We start from the raw sequence: 18,203 nt of genomic DNA on the forward strand, positions 1-18,203 counted from the left end.
CAGCTTTCGGCTGGTGCCAGGCGACGGGAGGTCATATCGATGTCGGAGGTCGTTGAAGGTGGGTGCCATTGCGGTGCCCTGCGCTATCGGCTGGAGGGCCAATTGGCGGATGTCGCCCATTGCCATTGTTCGATCTGTCGGCGGGTCAGCGGTGCCACCCTGGTGACCTGGGTCACCCTGCCCCTGGCGGGTTTCCAGTGGTTGGCGGGCTCGCCCCAGCGTTACATGGCGCCGGAAACCTGCAGCCGGTACTTTTGTGGCAACTGCGGGGCGCACGTGGCGCTGGTGACCGCCCAGAGTCCTGAAACGATCGATGTGACGGTGGCGACGCTGGACCACCCAGAACGGGTCCCGGCCAATCGGCATATCTGGGTGACGAGCCGTTTGCCGTGGTTGCAGGTGGATCAAGGGTTACCAGAAGAAGACGAAGAAAGCCTGTGATCCGCAGGTGCTGTGGGAGCGGGTAGACCCGCTAAGCGAGCGACGCGGCGTATGGCACCGGCTGTGCCGGTGTTCGCGGGCTTGGAGATGATGAAAAACCTGTAGGAGCGGCCTTGTGTCGCGAAAGGGCTGCGCAGCAGCCCCGGGACTTCAGCGTTGTTGCAAAGATCGCTGGGGCTGCTGTGCAGCCCTTTCGCGGCACAAGGCCGCTCCAGGGATCGAGGTATAACTCATCAAGATCAGGGCAGCTGCAGGCCCCCGGCCGCCTTGTGCAGTGCCCGCAGGCGCTCGCCGATCTGCTTGATATTGGCCTCCACCGCTTTGATCTCCCTGCCCCGCTCAGGCCCCAGCAGCGCCCTCACCTGCTGGTCCAGGTCGGTGCTCAGGCGCAACAGTTGGGCCTGGCGCTCGCTGCTCTCCTGTTCCAGTCGCTTGCGTTCTTCTGGCTGCGGCAAGCCGTAGCCCCCTGCCCCGAGCAATTCCGCCGGGCGGCTGAGGAAGCCGCTATTGGCCAACATCGCCTGCAGGGTTTCGTTGGCTTTGTCGAAACTGCCATCCTTGAGCGCGCGACCATTGAGGTAGCGCTGCTTGACCTCATCCTGGGCCAGCAGCAGCTGGCGGCGCAGGCCGGCCTGCTCGAGCAGCAGCAAGGCGGCGCTGGTGCGCAAGTCGGCGCGCTCGAACCACGGCCGGCGTTGCTCGGCGTCCAGGGCCAGCCAGTCTTCCACGGCGGCCTGCTTGACGGGCAACTGCTTGCGCAGCACATCGAACATGGCCTGGTAGCGCTCGCGGTAGGAGTCGAAACGATAGCCCAGGCGCAGCGCCTCGCGCGGATCGTCAAGCACGCTGGTATCGGCCAGCCCCCTGCCCTTCAGAACCTCCAGCAGGCCGTTGGGCATGATGTTGTCAAGGTCATTCAGGCCAGGGTTGCCCGTGCCACTGCGCAGCAGCTTGAGCGACTCAACCGCGCAGTTGTTGGACAGGAAGTAATAGTTGCCGTCATAGCTCCAGTGCATTTCGGCCGCTTGGCGCACCAGGTTTTCGATTTCGTTGCGGCTGAGCTTGAGTGGCACCGAGGCCAGGCTGCGCAGCTCGGTCTTGGTGTATTCGTCGATCACCTGCCCCAGCGGCAGCACGAACAGCCGCGACGGGTAGGCACCCACCAGGCCGTCCCAGCTGGATAACTGCACGTCGTTGACGAAGGCGCGGTACGACAGCACCAGGCTCTGGTCCAGGTCCAGTCGGCAGGCCGGGCCGCGCGGGCGGCCTGGGGCGCAGATCACCAGGCGCAGCATGCTGTGGCCCCAGCGGCTGACCCAGTTCTGGTTGGCCTCGGCCAGCAGGTAGTCGACCTCGTACACCCGCTCCGGGTCGATTTCGCCCAGCGGTTGGCGGGCGAAATCGTTGCCGGCATTGAGGAACGGCAGGCCCTTGGCGCAGGGCGTCTGCTCGGGGGCCCAGTCGAAGTGGTCACGCAGGTACTGGTTCAGCGCCGGACGCCGGCAACCGTAGCTCGGGTCGAGCAGGAAGTACTCCATGTTGACCGCGACGAACTCTTTCGGGCTGCTCAACTCGTAGCTGTCCGGGCTGCGCACCCGTTGGCCATTGTGCTGCTCGCGCTCGCCTCGGCGGCCGACGTATTGCGGCCAGCCGGCCAGGTCGAGCAGGCGCGGGTCGTCGCTGAGGGTGAAGCGGCGTTCGGCCTGGCCCCGGCAGTCTTGCGGCAGGCCGACCTTGCCCAAGGCGCCCTGCTGGCGCTTGCAGCGGTTGATCAACTGGCGTTCGGCGCTGGGCCACAGGCGCGCGCGATCGTAGATATGGGTCAGTTCATGCAACACGGTGGCCAGCAGTTCCTGGCGGACCGTGCCATGCGGGCGGTTGGTCTGTTGCTGGGCGGCGCTACCGTCGACCAGGCCTGGCAGCAGGCGGCGGTTGAGTTCTAGGGTGGCCACGAGGGACGCCTGGCCGTAGGCGTCCTCGGGCATGCGTGCCGTCCAGCTGACCAGGATCTGCCGGTCGAGTTGCTGCTTGAAGCGCGGTGGCAGCTTGGCCATGGCCTCGTCGAGCAGTGCCTGGCTGGCGTGCTGCTGGGCCGGGTCGAGGCCATCGCGCTGCAGCACCAGTTGCAGGTCGGCCAGGGCGGGCGTGCCAAGCAGCGTCAGGGCGCAGCCCAGCAGCCAGGCACGCACGCGCTTCACAGGGCGAGAATGGCTTCGGCCAAGACGTGATCGCTGGCGTCACGGGCCTCGGGCACGCGGGCGCGCAGGGTGTCGAACGCGGCTTCCAGTTGGGCGCCACGGATATCGCCGTTGCTGGCGACGAAGCTGGCGGCGTCGTCGTGGGCTTCGCGCACCACTTTCGAGTCGCGGATCGAGGTGGTGGTGTCCGAGGTGAAATCGATCGAACGGCCAAAGGCACGGACGATGATGTTGCTGGTGGCCACCAGGGTGTGCGCCTGGGCCAGGTCGGCGAGCAGCAGCATGCCGAGGGTGGCGGCGATCAGCGGTTTACGCATGGAGCATCTCCGGGAATGCAAGGGAGCGGGTGTAGTTATTGGACGAGAATCGCTTCGGCCAGTTCACGGTCGCCGACAGAGTGTCGGGCGCAATCCTGGCGCAGGGTGTCGAACGCCGCTTGCAGGCGCGCGCCGCGGATCAGGCCGTCACTGGCGACGAACGCCGCGGCGTCGTCACGGGCGGCGACGATACGCTTGCGGTCGAACGGCGCGGCGGTCACTTGGCTGGTGACGTAGCCGCTGATGACCAGGCTTTGGGTGGTGGCATCCATGGCATGGGCGCTGCCCACGCAGGCGAGGGCGAACAGTGACGGCAACAGGTAACGCATGAGCTGATTTGAACGCGGTTGTCTCGGGCGGCAAAGGCTACCCCGGATGCACCGGCCGGGGCCAGTGAATCCGGGTGTGGGTAGGCGAATCAGAGGGCGAGGATGGCGCGCGCCAGTTGCGCGTCGCTGGCCTGCAGCGCTGGCAGTTGCTGGCGGATATGCACGAACGCGCTCTCCAGCTTGGCGCCACGGATCGCGCCTTCGCTGCCAACGAAGCTGGCGGCGTCGTCACGGGCGGCCTGGACGATCTTGTCGTCACGGAACGACGAAGAGATGTCGGAGGTGGCGTCGGTGGAGGCGGCGACTGCGCCCACCACGGCGTCGGTGGTCACGACGAAGCTGGTGGCATTGGCCGCGCCAGCGAGGGACAGCAGCAAGGCGGCGCCAAACAGGTGATAACGGGACATGGTCGGTGGACTCCTGCACAGGGTCGAAGGTGGTTCTGGTTATCGGACGCTCGCTTGGCTCGTCTCGGTACTTTTTCTGCCAGGCGCGTAGGACAAGCGTAACACGCGCAGGTTCTATCGCCTGGCTTGGCTAAACATCACAAAGCGTAACTGTACTTGTTGTTTTTGGATTTATTAAAACTGTACCTGTTAATGTCGAGAGCGCTCTAGTTCGCGCCATACAAACAAAAAACCCGTCACAGTTGCCTGTGACGGGTTCTTGGGAATTCGCGGCGCCGGGCAAGGCCGGCAGCCGGGGCTTAGCGCCAGAACGGCTTGCTGAGCTCTTCGTAGCGCTGCGACTCGCTGATACCGGCGTCGGCCAGCAGGCGGGAGTCCAGGCGCGCCAGCTGGCGGCGGCTGGCCATGCGGCGCTGCCACAGTACCAGGGTGGACAGGACACGCAGCGGCAGGGAAGCGTTGGAAACTTGGGCGTTTTCGAAAACCAGGTCGGAACTGAGGGTACGTTCCATGATGTGTCATCCTTCCGCTTGTGGCGGGATTAGATAGTGATTTAACTGGTGCCCATCTTCCTCCTCTCTCGTCCAGAACAATAGGTACAGTTCAGTAGTATTGCGATGGCTCAGTTAACTGTTGGAAGGGACTGTTGCACCAGTTATTGAGGGAACTGTACTGGCGCGCACTAGTTTGGTGCGATTTTGTGGTGTTGGTAGGGAAATGGAACGCAGGAAGTGATGTTTGAGGCGGTACAGTAGTACAGTTTTATATGGTTTATGCTTCAAGGTGTTCGACGATACAGTTGCAGCGCCTATGCGATCGAGCGCCGCCCGCGCGGCGCATCGCGACGCAAGGCCGCTCCTACATCTGTTTCGGGCCAATCTATCCTGTGCCATTACCGGGTCCGCCTTGTGGGTACGGCGCGGTCTCAGCGTGGGCACCACTGCCGCTCCACCTGTCTCAAGACATGCACCAAGGCGGGCAACCATGGCCTGACAGGTTCGGCACGTTGCAACAAATGTAGGAGCGGCCTTGCGTCGCGATGCGCCGCGCGGGCGGCGCTCGATCTCAAGGGCCCTGCAAGACCATCGCCAGGCACCTGTCCGCCATTACGCGATCCCCAACCCCCTCAAACCGAAACCGCCACCCCCCGCGCCCGCCCAGCCTTGCTCATCAACCGCTTCATCCGCCATTCAAAGCCAAACGTCAGCGCCACCGCCGCGCAGGCCAGGCCCAGCGCCAGCCCCCACCAGATGCCTGGCGCCCCGCCCCCGAAGGTGAACGCGAACAGCCATGCGCTCGGCGCACCAACCAGCCAATAGCACACCAAGCCAATCAGGAACGTGGTCTTGGCATCCTTCAGGCCACGGATCGAGCCCATGGCGATGGTCTGCACGCCATCGAACAACTCAAACCACGCCGCAACCATCAGCAACTGTACTGCCAGCATGAAGATCGCCGCGAAGGCCGGGTCATTGCGATCGATGAACAGTGCCACCAGGCTGTCCGGCAGCAACCAGAACAAGGCGGCGAAGGCGAACATCAGCGAGGCGCCGAAACCAATGCCCACGCGCCCGGCGCTGCGTGCCGCGAGCAAGTTGCCAGCACCATAATAGAGGCCGACGCGCATGGTCACGGCGTAGGAAAGCCCTGTTGGGACCATGAATGCGGTGGAGACGATCTGCAGGGCGATCTGGTGCGCGGCGAGCTCGGTGCTGCCCAACACGCCCATGCACAAGGCGGCGAAGGCGAACAAACCCACCTCGACCATGTAGGTGCCACCGATTGGCAAGCCCAGCCGCCACAATTCGCGCAGGGCCGGCAGGGAAGGGCGCGACAGCCCCTTGCGCAACGGATAGTCGGCATAGGCCTTGTGCCAGCGGATGTACAGCGCCAGGGCAATGGCCATGCCCAGGGTCACCACCGCAGTGACCAGGCCGATACCCATCAGCCCCAGCTTGGGCAAGCCGAACATGCCCTCGATCAGTGCGTGGTTGAACAGGTAGTTGAACACTGTGCCGACCAGGCTGATGACCATCACCGGCGTCGAGTGGCCAAGGGCGCTGGTGAAGCCGCGCAAGGCCATGAACGTCATGTAGCCGGGCAGGGCCAACGGCAGCAGGGTCAACAGCTGCATGGCCGAATCGACGTTCTCGGGTTGCTGTCCGAACAGCAGCAGCACCGGCTTGAGGTTCCACATCACCAGCGCCGCCACCAGCGCCAGGCCCCAGGCCAGCCACAGGCCGCTCTGCGCCAGACGGGTGACGCCTTCGGTATCATCGGCGCCCTTGCGGATGGCCACCAGGGTACCGACAGCGGCGATCACCCCCAGGCAGAAGATCGACACGAACGAGTAACTGGCCGCACCCAGGCCACCGCCGGCCAGGGCCTGTGGGCTGATGCGGGCCATCATCAGCGTGTCGGTGAGTACCATCAGCATGTGCGCCAGCTGCGAGGCGATCAGCGGCCCGGCCAGGCGCAGCAAGGCCTTGAGTTCTGTGGTGGGCGCGACATGCATGGGGGCGGTCCTTCTGGATGGTGCGAAAGTGCGAGCGATCAATTCTGAAGCCTCGGTCAGCTTTGCACAAAAGGATAAAAGCGATTGCTCGCATGAGTCTGACTCATGGATATATGATCACGACCCTGTGTTTTGGCCCCGTATGACAGGTACATCATGTCCCGCCAGCTTCCCCCGCTCTATGCGCTGCGCGCATTCGAAGCCGCCGCCCGGCTGAGCTCCTTCACCCGTGCCGGGGAAGAACTGTCGATCACCCAGAGCGCCGTCAGCCGGCATATCCGCACGCTGGAGGAGCATTTCGCCTGCCGCCTGTTCGTGCGCAACGGGCGTAGCCTGCAACTGACCGAAGCGGCCCGAATGCTGCTCCCCGGGGTACGTGACGGCTTTGCCGCGCTGGAGCGCGCCTGTGACACCTTGCGCGGCGAGGACGACATCCTGCGCATGAAAGCGCCCTCGACCTTGACCATGCGCTGGCTGCTGGCGCGTTTGAGCCGTTTCCGCCACCTGCAGCCGGGCAACGAAGTGCAGTTGACCAGCGCCTGGATGGACGTCGATCACGTTGATTTCAACCAGGAGCCGTTCGATTGCGCGGTGCTGCTCAGCGACGGCGCCTTCCCGGCGGACTGGGAGGTGCGCCGGTTGTTTTCCGAGTTGCTGATCCCGGTCGGGGCGCCGGACCTGCTGGACGATGCGCCGTGGGATGAGCGGCGCCTGTGCGGGATCGAACTGCTGCACCCCACGCCCGACAAGCGCGACTGGCGGGCCTGGTTGGCGCGCATGGGCCTGACCGACAAGGTCTCGCTCAAGGGCGGGCAGGTGTTCGACACCTTGGAGCTTGGCATGATCGCGGCGGCCCGGGGTTACGGGATCTCCATGGGCGACCTGTTGATGGTGGCCGAGGATGTCGCAGGGCGGCGCCTGAGCCTGCCATGGCCAACGGCGGTGGCCAGTGGCCTGGACTACTATCTGGTGTGGCCGCGGACCCGGCCGGGTGGCGAGCGCTTGCGCCGCTTGAGTGTGTTCTTGCAGGAGGAGGCGGCGGCGATGGACTTGCCGGCGGTGGAGGTTCTGCCGGCTCAACACTGAGTCGTTCGACCTTGCCGGTGACCAAGGCCTACCAGCCAAGCACCAGGCAAAGGTTTGCGAATATCCTGGTCCGACACTCAAGTATTTCTCCGCGACGCCGATCAAATTGCACCAGCGTCCCGGAAGAGGGCGCGATAACCCGTCGATTGGAAGCGGGCGGTCAGCGTGATCAGGATGATCCCGGCCTCTTGCCAGGAGCTCTCCCATGTCTCAACCGCGTGCCCGCATCGCCTCGCAGCTCGGCCTCGCCCTCGCCATCGTGCTGGCGCTGGTGATCACCGGCAGTACCTTGTTCGCCCTGCGCTCGCTGGACGACGCCAACCTCGCCACTCGCCAGGAGCACCTGGCCAGCGAGGCGCGGTTGCTGGCCGACCAGCTCGATACCTTCCACGGCTCGCTCAAGGACAACACCCAGCGCCTGAGCGGCCTGTTCGAGCGCCGCTTCGCCTCGGGCCTGGCGCTGCACCCAGGCGAGAGCGTGCAGGTCGCGGGCCAGGCCACGCCAGCGTTGTACCTGGGTGAGCGGCTGTTGAACAACGACTTCCAGGTGGTCGATGAATTCCAGCAGATGACGGCTGGCATCGCGACCCTGTTCGTGCGCAGCGGCGACGACTTCGTGCGCATCAGCACCAACCTGAAGAAGCAGGATGGCAACCGCGCCATCGGTACCCAGCTGGACCGCCAGCACCCTGCCTATGCCAAGCTGCTGGCCGGGCAGATGTATGTTGGCCGGGCCGTGCTGTTCGAGCGCAACTACATGACCCGCTACGTGCCTGTGCGCGACGGCAGCGGCCAGGTGATCGCCGTGCTGTTCGTCGGTTTCGACTACACCGACGCACAGAATGCCCAGTTCGCCAACCTCAAGCGCTTCCGCATTGGCCAGACCGGCTCCCTGGCCATCCGTGACGACCAGGGCCAATGGCTGGTACCCCCGGCCAATGCCGACCAGGATCTGTTCAGCGTCAGCGCGCCGTTCGCCGAAGGCCCGTGGACCGTGGTGGCGAGCATGCCCAAGGCGGAAATTCGCCAAGTGACCTGGAGCGTCGGCCTGCGCCTGGCCATCGGCAGCCTGCTGGCGATGCTGCTGGCCGTGGCCGCCACCCTCTGGCTGCTGCGCCGCAAGCTGCGTCCACTGGGCGACCTGGTACGCCAGGCCGAGGCGCTGGGCGCGGGCGACCTGAATGCCCGCCTGAGTGTCACCAGCCATGACGAGATCGGCCAGCTGGCGCGCAGCTTCAACCAGATGGGCGAGGCCCTGGCGACCATGGTCGAGCATATCCGCAGCGCCTCCGACCAGGTCAGTGGCCGCGCCCGCTCGCTGTCGGGCCTGTCGTCCGGCGCCTGCGAGGGCATGGACCAGCAGTCCGGCGAGATCACCAGCATGGCCGGCGCGGTGGAAGAGTTCAGCGCCACCTCGATGAACATCGCCGACAACATGGCCGGCACCGAGCGCATGGCCCGCGACAATGCCCAGCAGACCCGAATCGGGCGTACTGCCATGGACGAGGCGTCGGCGTCGCTCAAGCAGATCGCCGACGCGCTGGGCGGGACCGCCACGGTGATGGACACCCTCGGTGCGCGCTCCCAGGAAATCGGCGGGATTGTCGGCACGATCACCGCGATTGCCGAACAGACCAACCTGCTGGCGCTCAACGCCGCCATCGAGGCGGCGCGGGCCGGCGAGCAGGGGCGCGGTTTCGCGGTGGTCGCCGACGAGGTGCGCGGCCTGGCCGCGCGCACCCGCCAGGCCACCGATGAAATTTCCGGGATGATCGCCAGCATCCAGCAGCAGACCGGGCATGCCATCGACACCCTGGAGCAGGGCAACCAGCTGATGCAGGAAGGCTTGGCACGCAACGACAAGGTGGCCGAGGCGCTGGCGCGGATCGACGAGCAGAGCAGGGCGGCGGGCGAGCAGTTCGCCGTGATCAGCACCGCGACCCAGGAGCAGAGCAGCACGGCGACGGTGCTCAGCCGCAACCTGCAGAGCATCGCCCAGGCCAACAGTGAACAGCGTGACGTGGCCAACGAACTGGCCATGACCGCGCGCGAGCTGGAAGGGCTGGCGGGGCAGTTGCGTCAGGAAGTGGATCGGTTCCGGGTCAAGTAACGCGGCGGTTGTCAGGACCGGCCTTTTCGCGGGTAAACCCGCTCCCACAGGAGTCATGCAGGCCTTGAAGGCAATGCATAACCTGTGGGAGCGGGTTTACCCGCGAAAGGCAGCAAGGCTACCTCGGAATCTCAAGCCCTACAGGTTCCCGAGGTCCAACGCCTGCGCACACGCCTGCAACGAGCGCTGCTCGCTCTGCGCATACAACGCCAGCTCGTCCTGCACCTGTAACCCCAGCGCCTGCTCGAAGGCTTCGCGGTTGGCGTTGCTGCCATACTCGGCCTGGCCCTCGTCCCCCAGGTTGGACTGGAAGATCCCCGCCGCGCTCACCGGCAGGAAGTCTTCGTACACCAGCGCCTCGTAATGCACATGCCCGGCCTCGATCAGCCCCTGCAAGGTGGTCGGGCGATCCTGTTGCCCCCGCGCCGCGAGGCCTTTCTCGGTGGCGAAGTAACGGAAGTACGCCAGCCCCTGTTCGCGCATCTGTGCCAGGTCGTCCGGGAATTCGGCGAACTGCTCGGCGAGCAGCGTCATGTAGCGCTCGGCATTGGCCTCTGCCGGCACCCCGCCCAGGGCTGCGCGGGTGGCATCCAGCAGGCGGTCGTACAGGTGGCGGCCCTTGGGCGTCAGCGCTGCGCCACGTTGTTCGATTTCGCCAAAACGCGCGGTGTGGCTACCTTGCGCATCGCTGAAGGCGACCTTTTCCTGCAGCGCCTTGAAGCTGGTCTGGCGTAGCAGGATCGGTTGCCGGCGGGTGGGCGGGCCTTCGACCACGGCCTTGGGCGGGATGCCTTTGGCCGGCATGCCCAACTGGATCGCGTCGATGTCCAGGGTGCGTGGGGTCAGGTGGTTGATATGCGGGCCCTTGAACGCCACCACGTCGGCGATCAGCCGGTGCTGGTCGTGCAGTTGCTGGTACTGCGCGGCGGTCACGGTGGCGTCCTGGTGCCAGCGGAAGGTGTGCAGCGCCTCTTGCACGAAGCTGTCGGCATCGGCCTGGTTCAGGCCGCCATCACGTTCGCACTGGGCAATCAATGCCAGTACCCGCGGGGTAAAGATCTGCCGCTGGGCGAGAATGTCCTGGGCCAGCGTGCGCAGTTGCGGGTTGTCGATCAACTCCAGGCGCAGCAGCGAGGTGAACACACGGAACGGGCTGATATGCAGGGACTGTTCGTGCACGGCGCGGAACGCCGTGGAATGCACCGGCACGCCGGCCGAGCTCAGGTCGTAGTAGCCGACCGGGTGCATGCCCATGACCGCGAACAGGCGGGCGATGGTCGCAAGCTCCGCTGCAGTGCCGACGCGGATGGCGCCATGGCGCTCCTGGTCGAGACGCTCGATCTCGCCGGTCCAGCGCAGGGCTTCGGCCACCTTGGGCTGCTCGGCCATGACCTGCTGGTTGATCTCGCTCACCAGCTCGAGCAGGGTGCCGTACAGCGGCACTTCCTGCTTGTACATGAGCGACATGGCGGCAGAGAACTGCGCGCGGATGTGGTCGGGGCTGACGAAATCGTGGGCGGGCATCGCAAGCTTCCTGGGAGTGAGTGGAGGACGCTTACATGAAAGCTGGGAATGGACTTGCCGTTCAAGCGAAAAAAAGTGCGGGTTTCATTCCTTTTTTGATCGACCTTCAGGACCATTTCGCGGGTAAACCCGCTCCCACAGATACTCTACTGCCCTTGAGGCTTGTGTGAGCCCTTTGGGTTTACCCGCGAAGAGGCCCTCAAGCCGTAAGCTGCTCGCGAATCCACTCCACCAACGCCCGCACCTTCGGCACTTCCGCCGCATGCTCGGCATACGCCAGGTAATGCGCGCCGTTGCTGCGCATCGCATGGTCCCAGGCCAGCACCAGGCTGCCCTCGGCCAGCTCCCGGGCCACCAGGTAACGCGGCACCAGCGCCACCCCGCAACCGGCCTGCGCCGCGCTCAGGGCCATGTAGAAGGTATCGAAGCGCGGCCCATGGTAGCTGTTGTCGGTGTGCAGCCCTTGCTCCAGGAACCACTCGTGCCAGGCCTGCGGGCGCGAGGTGCTTTGCAGCAGCACCAACTCCGCCACGGCGCTGGCGTCGGGCAAGGTCCGGCCTTGCAGCAGCTCCGGCGCGCACACCGGCACCACTTCCTCGCCGAACAACTCCACGCAGGTCGCTCCCGGCCAGGTGCCCTGGCCATAGAAGAACACCACATCGGCCGAGCCCTGCAGCAGGGCGAACGGCTCCATCTCGTTGCGGATGTCCAGGTGGATGTTCGGGTGGCGCTTGCCGAAGCCCTTGAGGTGCGGGATCAACCAGCGCACGCCGAAACTCGGCTGAGTGGCTACTTTCAATACTTCGGTCTGCGTGCCGTAGGTGAGTACGTAGCGGCTGGACATGTCGACCTGGGTGAGGATCTTGTTCACTTCGGCCAGGTACAGCGAACCGGCGGGGGTCAGTTGCAAGCGCCGGCGGATGCGTAGGAACAGGTGGTGGCGCAGCATCTCCTCGAGCTGCGCCACCTGCTTGCTCACCGCGCTCTGGGTCAGGTGCAGTTCTTCGGCGGCGCGGGTGAAGCTCAGGTGGCGGGCGGCGGCCTCGAAGCATTGCAAGGCGGTCATGGATGGAACCAGGCGTTTGGACATAGCGGTCTCGGCGGCTGAAATCATTACCTGCCGGAATGATATGCGGAATAAAGGTCGTTTGTTGCACCTGTGTAATCGGATTAATACTGACCCACGTCATTTTCCAACCCTTCATCCGATCAAAGGAGAAGCACAATGGTTGCTGGATTGCTCGAGCGCCTTGGCGTTGCCGCCGCGGCTTACACCCAGGGTGACTACCCTGTTCATACCCCGATCGACGGCAGCCAGATCGCCGCCGTGAAGCTGCTCGGCAAGGCCGACACCGTTGCCCGTATCGACCAGGCCCAGCAGGCCTTCGAAGCCTGGCGCAGTGTGCCGGCGCCACGCCGTGGCGAGCTGGTGCGCCTGTTCGGCGAGGTGCTGCGCGCGCACAAGGCCGACCTCGGCGAGCTGGTTTCCATCGAGGCCGGCAAGATCACCCAGGAAGGCCTGGGCGAGGTGCAGGAAATGATCGACATCTGCGACTTCGCCGTTGGCCTGTCGCGTCAGCTGTACGGCCTGACCATCGCCTCCGAGCGCCCGGGCCACCACATGCGCGAGACCTGGCATCCGCTGGGCGTGGTCGGTGTCATCAGTGCCTTCAACTTCCCTGTGGCCGTGTGGGCGTGGAACGCCGCGCTGGCGCTGGTGGCCGGTAACGCCGTGGTGTGGAAACCGTCCGAAAAGACCCCGCTGACCGCCCTGGCGTGCCAGGCACTGTTCGAAAAGGCCCTGAAAGCCTTCGGCGACGCCCCGGCTGGCCTCAGCCAGCTGGTGATTGGCGGCCGTGAAGCCGGCGAGGCCCTGGTCGACGACCCGCGCGTGCCGTTGGTCAGCGCCACCGGCAGCACCCGCATGGGCCGCGAAGTCGGCCCACGCGTGGCGGCGCGCTTTGGTCGCACTATCCTCGAATTGGGCGGCAACAATGCCATGATCCTGGCGCCGAGCGCCGATCTTGACCTGGCCGTGCGCGGCATCCTGTTCTCCGCCGTCGGCACCGCCGGTCAACGGTGCACCACCCTGCGCCGGCTGATCGTGCACCGCTCGATCAAGGACGAAGTGGTTGCCCGGGTGAAGGCTGCCTACGCCAAAGTGCGTATCGGTGATCCACGCAAGGACAACCTGGTTGGCCCGCTGATCGACAAGCAGTCGTTCGACGCCATGCAAGGCGCGCTGGCCAAGGCTCGCGATGAAGGTGGCCAGGTCTTCGGTGGCGAGCGCCAGCTGGCCGAGCAGCACCCGAATGCCTATTACGTGTCGCCGGCCATTGCCGAGATGCCGGCGCAGAGCGAGGTGGTGCGCCACGAGACCTTCGCGCCGATCCTCTACGTGCTGGCCTATGACGACTTCGAAGAGGCCCTGCGCCTGAACAACGAGGTGCCGCAAGGGTTGTCGTCGTGCATCTTCACCACCGATATCCGCGAGGCCGAGCGCTTCCAGAGCGCCTCGGGCAGTGATTGCGGCATCGCCAACGTCAACATCGGCACCAGCGGTGCGGAGATTGGCGGGGCGTTTGGCGGCGAGAAAGAGACCGGTGGTGGCCGTGAGTCCGGCTCGGATGCGTGGAAGGGCTATATGCGCCGGCAGACCAATACCGTGAACTATTCGCGTGAGTTGCCGCTGGCGCAGGGTATCGTCTTCGATTGAAGCTGCAAGGCCGGGGGCTCTGCCCCCGGTTCGCGGGTAAACCCGCTCCCACAGGGTTCGGCGTGATCCTTGTGGGAGCGGGTTTACCCGCGAATGGGTCGTGACAAGAATAATATTGCTGGAGCCGGGCCATGTCCGAACTGCGTCAAGAATGTCTGTGGGAACACGTCACCCAGCCGAGCGTCGCCGTCCAGGCCTTGGCCGGCGAGCACAAGGCCGATGTTTGCGTGATCGGCGGCGGCATCACCGGCCTGTCCGCGGCGATTCACCTGCTGGAACAGGGCAAGTCGGTGATCCTGCTCGAGGCCTGGAAGATCGGCCACGGTGGTTCCGGGCGCAACGTTGGCCTGGTCAACGCCGGCACCTGGATTCGCCCCGACGACGTCGAGGCGACCCTCGGCCACAAGCAAGGCAGCCGCCTGAACAAGGTGCTCGGCGAGGCCCCGGACGAGGTATTCGCCATGATCGAGCGCCTGGGCATTGACTGCCAGGCCCAGCACAAGGGCACTCTGCACATGGCGCACAATGCCACCGGCATCGCCGACCTGGAGGCCCGCCATCAGCAATGGACGCGTCGCGGCGCCGACGTCGAGTTGCTCACCGGGGCGCAGTGCCAGGAATACTGCGGTACCGACAAGATTTCCGCCGCGCTGCTCGACCGCCGCGCCGGCACCATCAACCCCATGGGCTATACACAAGGCCTCGCCGCCGCCGTGAGCCGGCTGGGCGGCACGCTGTTCCAGCAGTCCGCGGTCGAAGGCCTCGAGCGCGATGGCGATGCCTGGCGGGTGAAGACCGCGCGTGGCGCGGTGCGCGCCGACAAGGTGGTGATCTCCACCGGCGCCTACACCGAGGGCGACTGGAGCAACCTGCAGAAGCACTTCTTCCGGGGTTACTACTACCAGGTGGCCTCCAAGCCCTTGCATGGTGCCGCCGCCGACAAGGTCTTGCCGCATGGCCAGGGCTCGTGGGACACCCGTACCGTGCTCAGCAGCATTCGCCGTGACGAGCAGGGCCGCCTGTTGCTGGGCAGCCTGGGGCGGGTCGACAACAAGCCGGCGTGGTTCGTGCGCAGTTGGGCCGACCGCATCCAGAGCCACTATTACCCGGAGCTGGGCAAGGTCGAGTGGGAGATGCACTGGACCGGCTGCATCGACTTCACCCCGGATCACCTGATGCGCCTGTTCGAACCGGCGCCGGGGTTGGTGGCGGTGACCGGCTACAACGGCCGCGGCAACACCACCGGCACGGTGATTGGCCGAGCGTTCGCCGAGTTCCTGCTCAAGGATGACCCGGACAGCCTGCCGATTCCGTTCTCGCCGATGAGGCCGGTGAGCGCGCCGTCGTTGCGCACGGCGTTCTACGAGTCGGGATTCTCGCTGTATCACGCGGGGCAGTGTCTGCGGGTGGTGCTGTAATCGCGCCGCCTTGTTCGCGGGTAAACCCGCTCCCACAGGGATTGCACGCCCCCTGTGGGAGCGGGTTTACCCGCGAACAAGGCGACGCAGAGGGTCAGGTCATTTATGCAACCAGCTGAGGAACCCGCCTTTCTTCACTGCCACCGGCTTCTGCAGCAGCAGTGACTCGCGCTTCTGTCGGCGGAACCGCTGCAGCTTGGTCAGCGCCGATTTCACATCCCCACTCTCGGTCAGGCAACCGCGCACCTGTTCCTTGTCGATGCGATACAGCATGCAGCCGCTCAGGGCACGGAACTCCACGGGCGAAGCCTCATCGTCCAGCAAACCCTCCAGCCCCAGCACCTCTCCAGGCCCCATGCGCCCACCTTCGATCAGCCGTTCGCCATCGCGTACCGAGGCCAGCACCACGCCGCGGCTGATCAGCAGCACATGCTCGGAACGTTCGCCGATGCCGAGGATCACCTGGTCGGCCAGGTACTCCACCGTGGTCATGCGCTGGCTCAGGGCGTCTCGTTCATCGTTGCTCAATGAGCGGAACACCCGCACTTCATCCAGCAGCTCGCGCTGGCGGCTGCGCACTGGGGCGCCGAGGTCGGTGTTCCAGGTGACGCCGCTGGCTTCCAGGTGGCGGTGGGCCAGGTCGAACAGTTGATTGCGAACTTCGGTCTTGCGTGACATGTCGGCGATGAAACCACTGGCCTCGTATTCCACCGACTCCAGGGTCGAGGCCTTCACCGCGACCTTGGCTGCTGGCTTGTCCAGCAGCAGGCTGGTGCCCTGCAGGGTCTTTTCCAGCGCGTCGAACACCCGCTGCGGCCGTACCTTGGCCGGCACCACAACATTGATCGACACCCCGTGCACCTCGGCCGGACGGCTGAAATTGAGGATCTTGGCCTTGGCCGCCACCGAGTTGGGGATCACCGCCAGGCTGCTGTTGCTGGTGATCAGCCGGGTCGCCCGCCAGTCGATGTCGACCACCTTGCCCTCGGTGCCGTCGATCGAGATCGCGTCGCCGATCTGGTAGGGCCGCGTGGTGTTCAGCACGATGCCAGAGAACACGTCGGCCAGGGTGCTTTGCAACGCCAGGCCGATGACGATCGCCATGACCCCGGAGGTGGCCAGCAAGCCCTTGACCGGCAGCTGCATCACGTAGGCCGCCGCAGCCACCACTGCGGCGAGGAAGATCAAGGCGCCGATCACATCCTGCAGCAACCGCCCGCCATGGCTGCCCCGTGCCACTAGCAGCAGGCCGAACACCACGGTCACCGTGCGCGCGGCGAACAGCCACCAGCCAATCGCCAGCACCGTGGCCATCAAGTTGCGCGGCACATCGTCGACCCAGGGCGCGGGTTGCAGTGGGCTCATGCCCGTTGTCAGCAGCACCGCGCTGAACAACAGGAAGATCACCAGCCGCGTGGCAATGCGCCAGGCCCGGTGTTGCAGCGTGATCGACTGCCAGAGCAGCAGGTCGAGGAGGATCAGCACGGTGCCGAGCAACAACGGGTATGACTGGATGAACGCCAGCATGATGGTCTCGGTGCGGGGGAGGGCTGTGGGTAGTAATAGAGCAGGTTGGGGTGGCAGGCAATGGGCTGGGGATGGTGCTGATGGCCTCTTCGCGGACAAGCCCGCTCCCACAGGTTGTTTATCACCTTGAAGGCCTGCGCGGTCCCTGTGGGAGCGGGCTTGCCCGCGAAGAACCCAACATAGATGGATCGTTCTTCAAATGGAACGCTACAGCCAAATTTCACTATCTACCGCCACAAAGGTCGCGGTTTTAATCTTCTCCCATCAACGCGAAACACCCAACCCACTGAAGATCGAAACCCAAGGAGCACCGGCAATGAACAACTTCAAATACAACCGCCTGAACAAAGACGACGCCGCCGTACTGCTGGTCGACCACCAGGCCGGCCTGCTGTCCCTGGTCCGCGACATCGAGCCGGACCGCTTCAAGAACAACGTCCTGGCCCTGGCCGACCTGGCCAAGTACTTCAACCTGCCGACCATCCTCACCACCAGCTTCGAGCAAGGCCCCAACGGCCCGCTGGTGCCGGAACTCAAGGAACTGTTCCCGGATGCCCCGTACATCGCCCGCCCAGGCCAGATCAACGCCTGGGACAACGAAGACTTCGTCAAGGCAGTGAAGGCCACCGGCAAGAAGCAGCTGATCATCGCCGGCGTGGTGACCGAAGTGTGCGTGGCCTTCCCGGCGCTGGCGGCCCTGGAAGAAGAGTTCGACGTATTCGTGGTCACCGATGCTTCCGGCACCTTCAACGAAATGACCCGCGACGCCGCCCACGACCGCATGAGCCAGGCCGGCGCGCAACTGATGACCTGGTTCGGCGTGGCCTGTGAGCTGCACCGCGACTGGCGCAACGATGTCGAAGGGTTGGCCGCGCTGTTCTCCAACCACATCCCCGACTACCGCAACCTGATCACCAGCTACAACGCCCTGACCGCCGGCAAGTAAGCCGCCCCGCCAGGCACCGTCCGGTGCCTGGCCCCACCCACTTCAGGTACGCCGCGATGAACGACAGCACCGTGGTCACGCTGGTCATCCAGCACAAGGTTCGCGCCGAGGCCCTGGCGCGCTACGAAACGTGGTTGCGCCACACCGTGGGCGTGGCCCGTCGGCAACCGGGGCATCTGGATGTCAACGTGATCCGCCCCGACGACGGTGGCCGCCAGTTCACCACCGTGGTCCGTTTTGCCGAGGCCAGCCAGTTGCAGGCCTGGGTCGATTCCGCCGAACGCCAGGCGCTGGTGGCCGATGTGCTGCCACTGCTGGAGGAGGGCGACCAGCCCCAGGTGCATGACGATCCGGAGTTCTGGTTCACCCCGGCCACCACGGCAGTGACGCCACCGCCGCGCTGGAAGCAAGCCTTGCTTACCTACCTGGTGATCTGTCCGCTGACCCTGCTGGTGCCAATGCTGTTGGCGCCACTGTTCGAGCGCTTCCCGCTGCTGGGCGCGCGGCTGCCGAGCAACCTACTGGTTAACCTCTGCGTCATCCTCCCGGTGGTGTTCTTCATCATGCCTTGGGTGACGCGTCGCTGTGCCGGCTGGTTGCGTCGCTGAGCGCCTGTCGTGATCCCTTGCTAGCCTTCAACCGCCTGCCGAAACCATCCGGACGGAGAGC

Annotated in this window: 16 protein-coding genes and 1 pseudogene; 8 read left to right on the forward strand and 9 right to left on the reverse strand. The window is 65.2% G+C overall.

Annotated elements, in window-relative coordinates; translation table 11 throughout:
• Positions 1-39 precede the first annotated feature (39 nt).
• A complete protein-coding gene (locus HU772_RS00560; RefSeq protein ID WP_186652672.1) occupies positions 40-441 on the forward strand; it encodes a GFA family protein in 402 nt (133 codons plus the stop codon).
• 239 nt (positions 442-680) lie between these two features.
• On the opposite strand, the gene HU772_RS00565 is transcribed toward HU772_RS00560, so the two are convergent.
• The 6 genes from HU772_RS00565 to HU772_RS00590 form a co-directional block, all read right to left on the reverse strand.
• Positions 681-2,639, reverse strand: coding sequence for a DUF7844 domain-containing protein (locus HU772_RS00565; protein ID WP_186652671.1), 1,959 nt, complete (start codon positions 2,637-2,639; stop codon positions 681-683).
• Positions 2,636-2,956 (reverse strand): DUF2388 domain-containing protein, encoded by a 321-nt coding sequence (locus HU772_RS00570; protein WP_186652669.1) that lies wholly within the window; start codon positions 2,954-2,956, stop codon positions 2,636-2,638. Before HU772_RS00570 ends, HU772_RS00565 begins: the two co-directional genes overlap by 4 nt.
• A gap of 35 nt (positions 2,957-2,991) precedes the next feature.
• Positions 2,992-3,285, reverse strand: a complete 294-nt coding sequence (locus HU772_RS00575; protein ID WP_186652667.1) for a DUF2388 domain-containing protein — start codon at positions 3,283-3,285, stop codon at positions 2,992-2,994.
• An 89-nt stretch (positions 3,286-3,374) separates the two neighbouring features.
• Positions 3,375-3,692, reverse strand: coding sequence for a DUF2388 domain-containing protein (locus HU772_RS00580; protein ID WP_186652665.1), 318 nt, complete (start codon positions 3,690-3,692; stop codon positions 3,375-3,377).
• 299 nt (positions 3,693-3,991) lie between these two features.
• The gene (locus HU772_RS00585; protein ID WP_186652663.1) at positions 3,992-4,204 is read right to left on the reverse strand and encodes a DUF1127 domain-containing protein; all 213 of its coding nucleotides are present in this window, start codon (positions 4,202-4,204) and stop codon (positions 3,992-3,994) included.
• Between the two features lie 614 nt (positions 4,205-4,818).
• Positions 4,819-6,207, reverse strand: a complete 1,389-nt coding sequence (locus HU772_RS00590; RefSeq protein ID WP_186652661.1) for a NorM family multidrug efflux MATE transporter — start codon at positions 6,205-6,207, stop codon at positions 4,819-4,821.
• A gap of 156 nt (positions 6,208-6,363) precedes the next feature.
• Here HU772_RS00590 and HU772_RS00595 point away from each other — a divergent pair, with 156 nt between their 5' ends.
• The 3 genes and pseudogenes from HU772_RS00595 (at position 6,364) to HU772_RS25150 (ending at position 9,403) form a co-directional block, all read left to right on the forward strand.
• Positions 6,364-7,293 carry a LysR substrate-binding domain-containing protein gene (locus HU772_RS00595; RefSeq protein WP_186652659.1) on the forward strand — a complete coding sequence of 310 codons (930 nt, stop codon included), beginning with the start codon at positions 6,364-6,366 and terminating at the stop codon, positions 7,291-7,293.
• 205 nt (positions 7,294-7,498) lie between these two features.
• A pseudogene (locus HU772_RS25145) lies at positions 7,499-8,491 on the forward strand (Cache 3/Cache 2 fusion domain-containing protein); the annotation flags it as partial.
• Between the two features lie 219 nt (positions 8,492-8,710).
• Positions 8,711-9,403 (forward strand): methyl-accepting chemotaxis protein, encoded by a 693-nt coding sequence (locus tag HU772_RS25150; protein WP_437182461.1) that lies wholly within the window; start codon positions 8,711-8,713, stop codon positions 9,401-9,403.
• Between the two features lie 138 nt (positions 9,404-9,541).
• On the opposite strand, the gene hglS is transcribed toward HU772_RS25150, so the two are convergent.
• On the reverse strand, positions 9,542-10,927 hold the full coding sequence (gene hglS, locus HU772_RS00605; protein WP_186652655.1) for a 2-oxoadipate dioxygenase/decarboxylase HglS: 1,386 nt from the start codon (positions 10,925-10,927) through the stop codon (positions 9,542-9,544).
• Between the two features lie 199 nt (positions 10,928-11,126).
• The gene (locus HU772_RS00610) at positions 11,127-12,017 is read right to left on the reverse strand and encodes a LysR family transcriptional regulator (RefSeq protein WP_186652653.1); all 891 of its coding nucleotides are present in this window, start codon (positions 12,015-12,017) and stop codon (positions 11,127-11,129) included.
• Between the two features lie 135 nt (positions 12,018-12,152).
• Here HU772_RS00610 and amaB point away from each other — a divergent pair, with 135 nt between their 5' ends.
• Positions 12,153-13,643 carry an L-piperidine-6-carboxylate dehydrogenase gene (gene amaB / locus HU772_RS00615; RefSeq protein ID WP_186652651.1) on the forward strand — a complete coding sequence of 497 codons (1,491 nt, stop codon included), beginning with the start codon at positions 12,153-12,155 and terminating at the stop codon, positions 13,641-13,643.
• Between the two features lie 131 nt (positions 13,644-13,774).
• Positions 13,775-15,061 carry an L-pipecolate oxidase gene (gene amaA / locus HU772_RS00620; protein WP_186652649.1) on the forward strand — a complete coding sequence of 429 codons (1,287 nt, stop codon included), beginning with the start codon at positions 13,775-13,777 and terminating at the stop codon, positions 15,059-15,061.
• A 99-nt stretch (positions 15,062-15,160) separates the two neighbouring features.
• Here amaA and HU772_RS00625 read toward each other — a convergent pair whose 3' ends face one another.
• Positions 15,161-16,588, reverse strand: a complete 1,428-nt coding sequence (locus HU772_RS00625; protein WP_186652647.1) for a mechanosensitive ion channel family protein — start codon at positions 16,586-16,588, stop codon at positions 15,161-15,163.
• Between the two features lie 316 nt (positions 16,589-16,904).
• Between HU772_RS00625 and ycaC the strand changes: the two genes are divergently transcribed.
• Together ycaC and HU772_RS00635 are read left to right on the forward strand one after the other, a co-directional pair.
• The gene (gene ycaC, locus HU772_RS00630; protein WP_046853656.1) at positions 16,905-17,534 is read left to right on the forward strand and encodes an isochorismate family cysteine hydrolase YcaC; all 630 of its coding nucleotides are present in this window, start codon (positions 16,905-16,907) and stop codon (positions 17,532-17,534) included.
• Between the two features lie 56 nt (positions 17,535-17,590).
• Complete coding sequence (locus HU772_RS00635; protein ID WP_186652645.1) at positions 17,591-18,142, forward strand: antibiotic biosynthesis monooxygenase; 552 nt, start codon at positions 17,591-17,593, stop codon at positions 18,140-18,142.
• Positions 18,143-18,203 lie beyond the last annotated feature (61 nt).

The organism is Pseudomonas xantholysinigenes (assembly GCF_014268885.2).
GTDB classification, from domain to species: domain Bacteria; phylum Pseudomonadota; class Gammaproteobacteria; order Pseudomonadales; family Pseudomonadaceae; genus Aquipseudomonas; species Aquipseudomonas xantholysinigenes.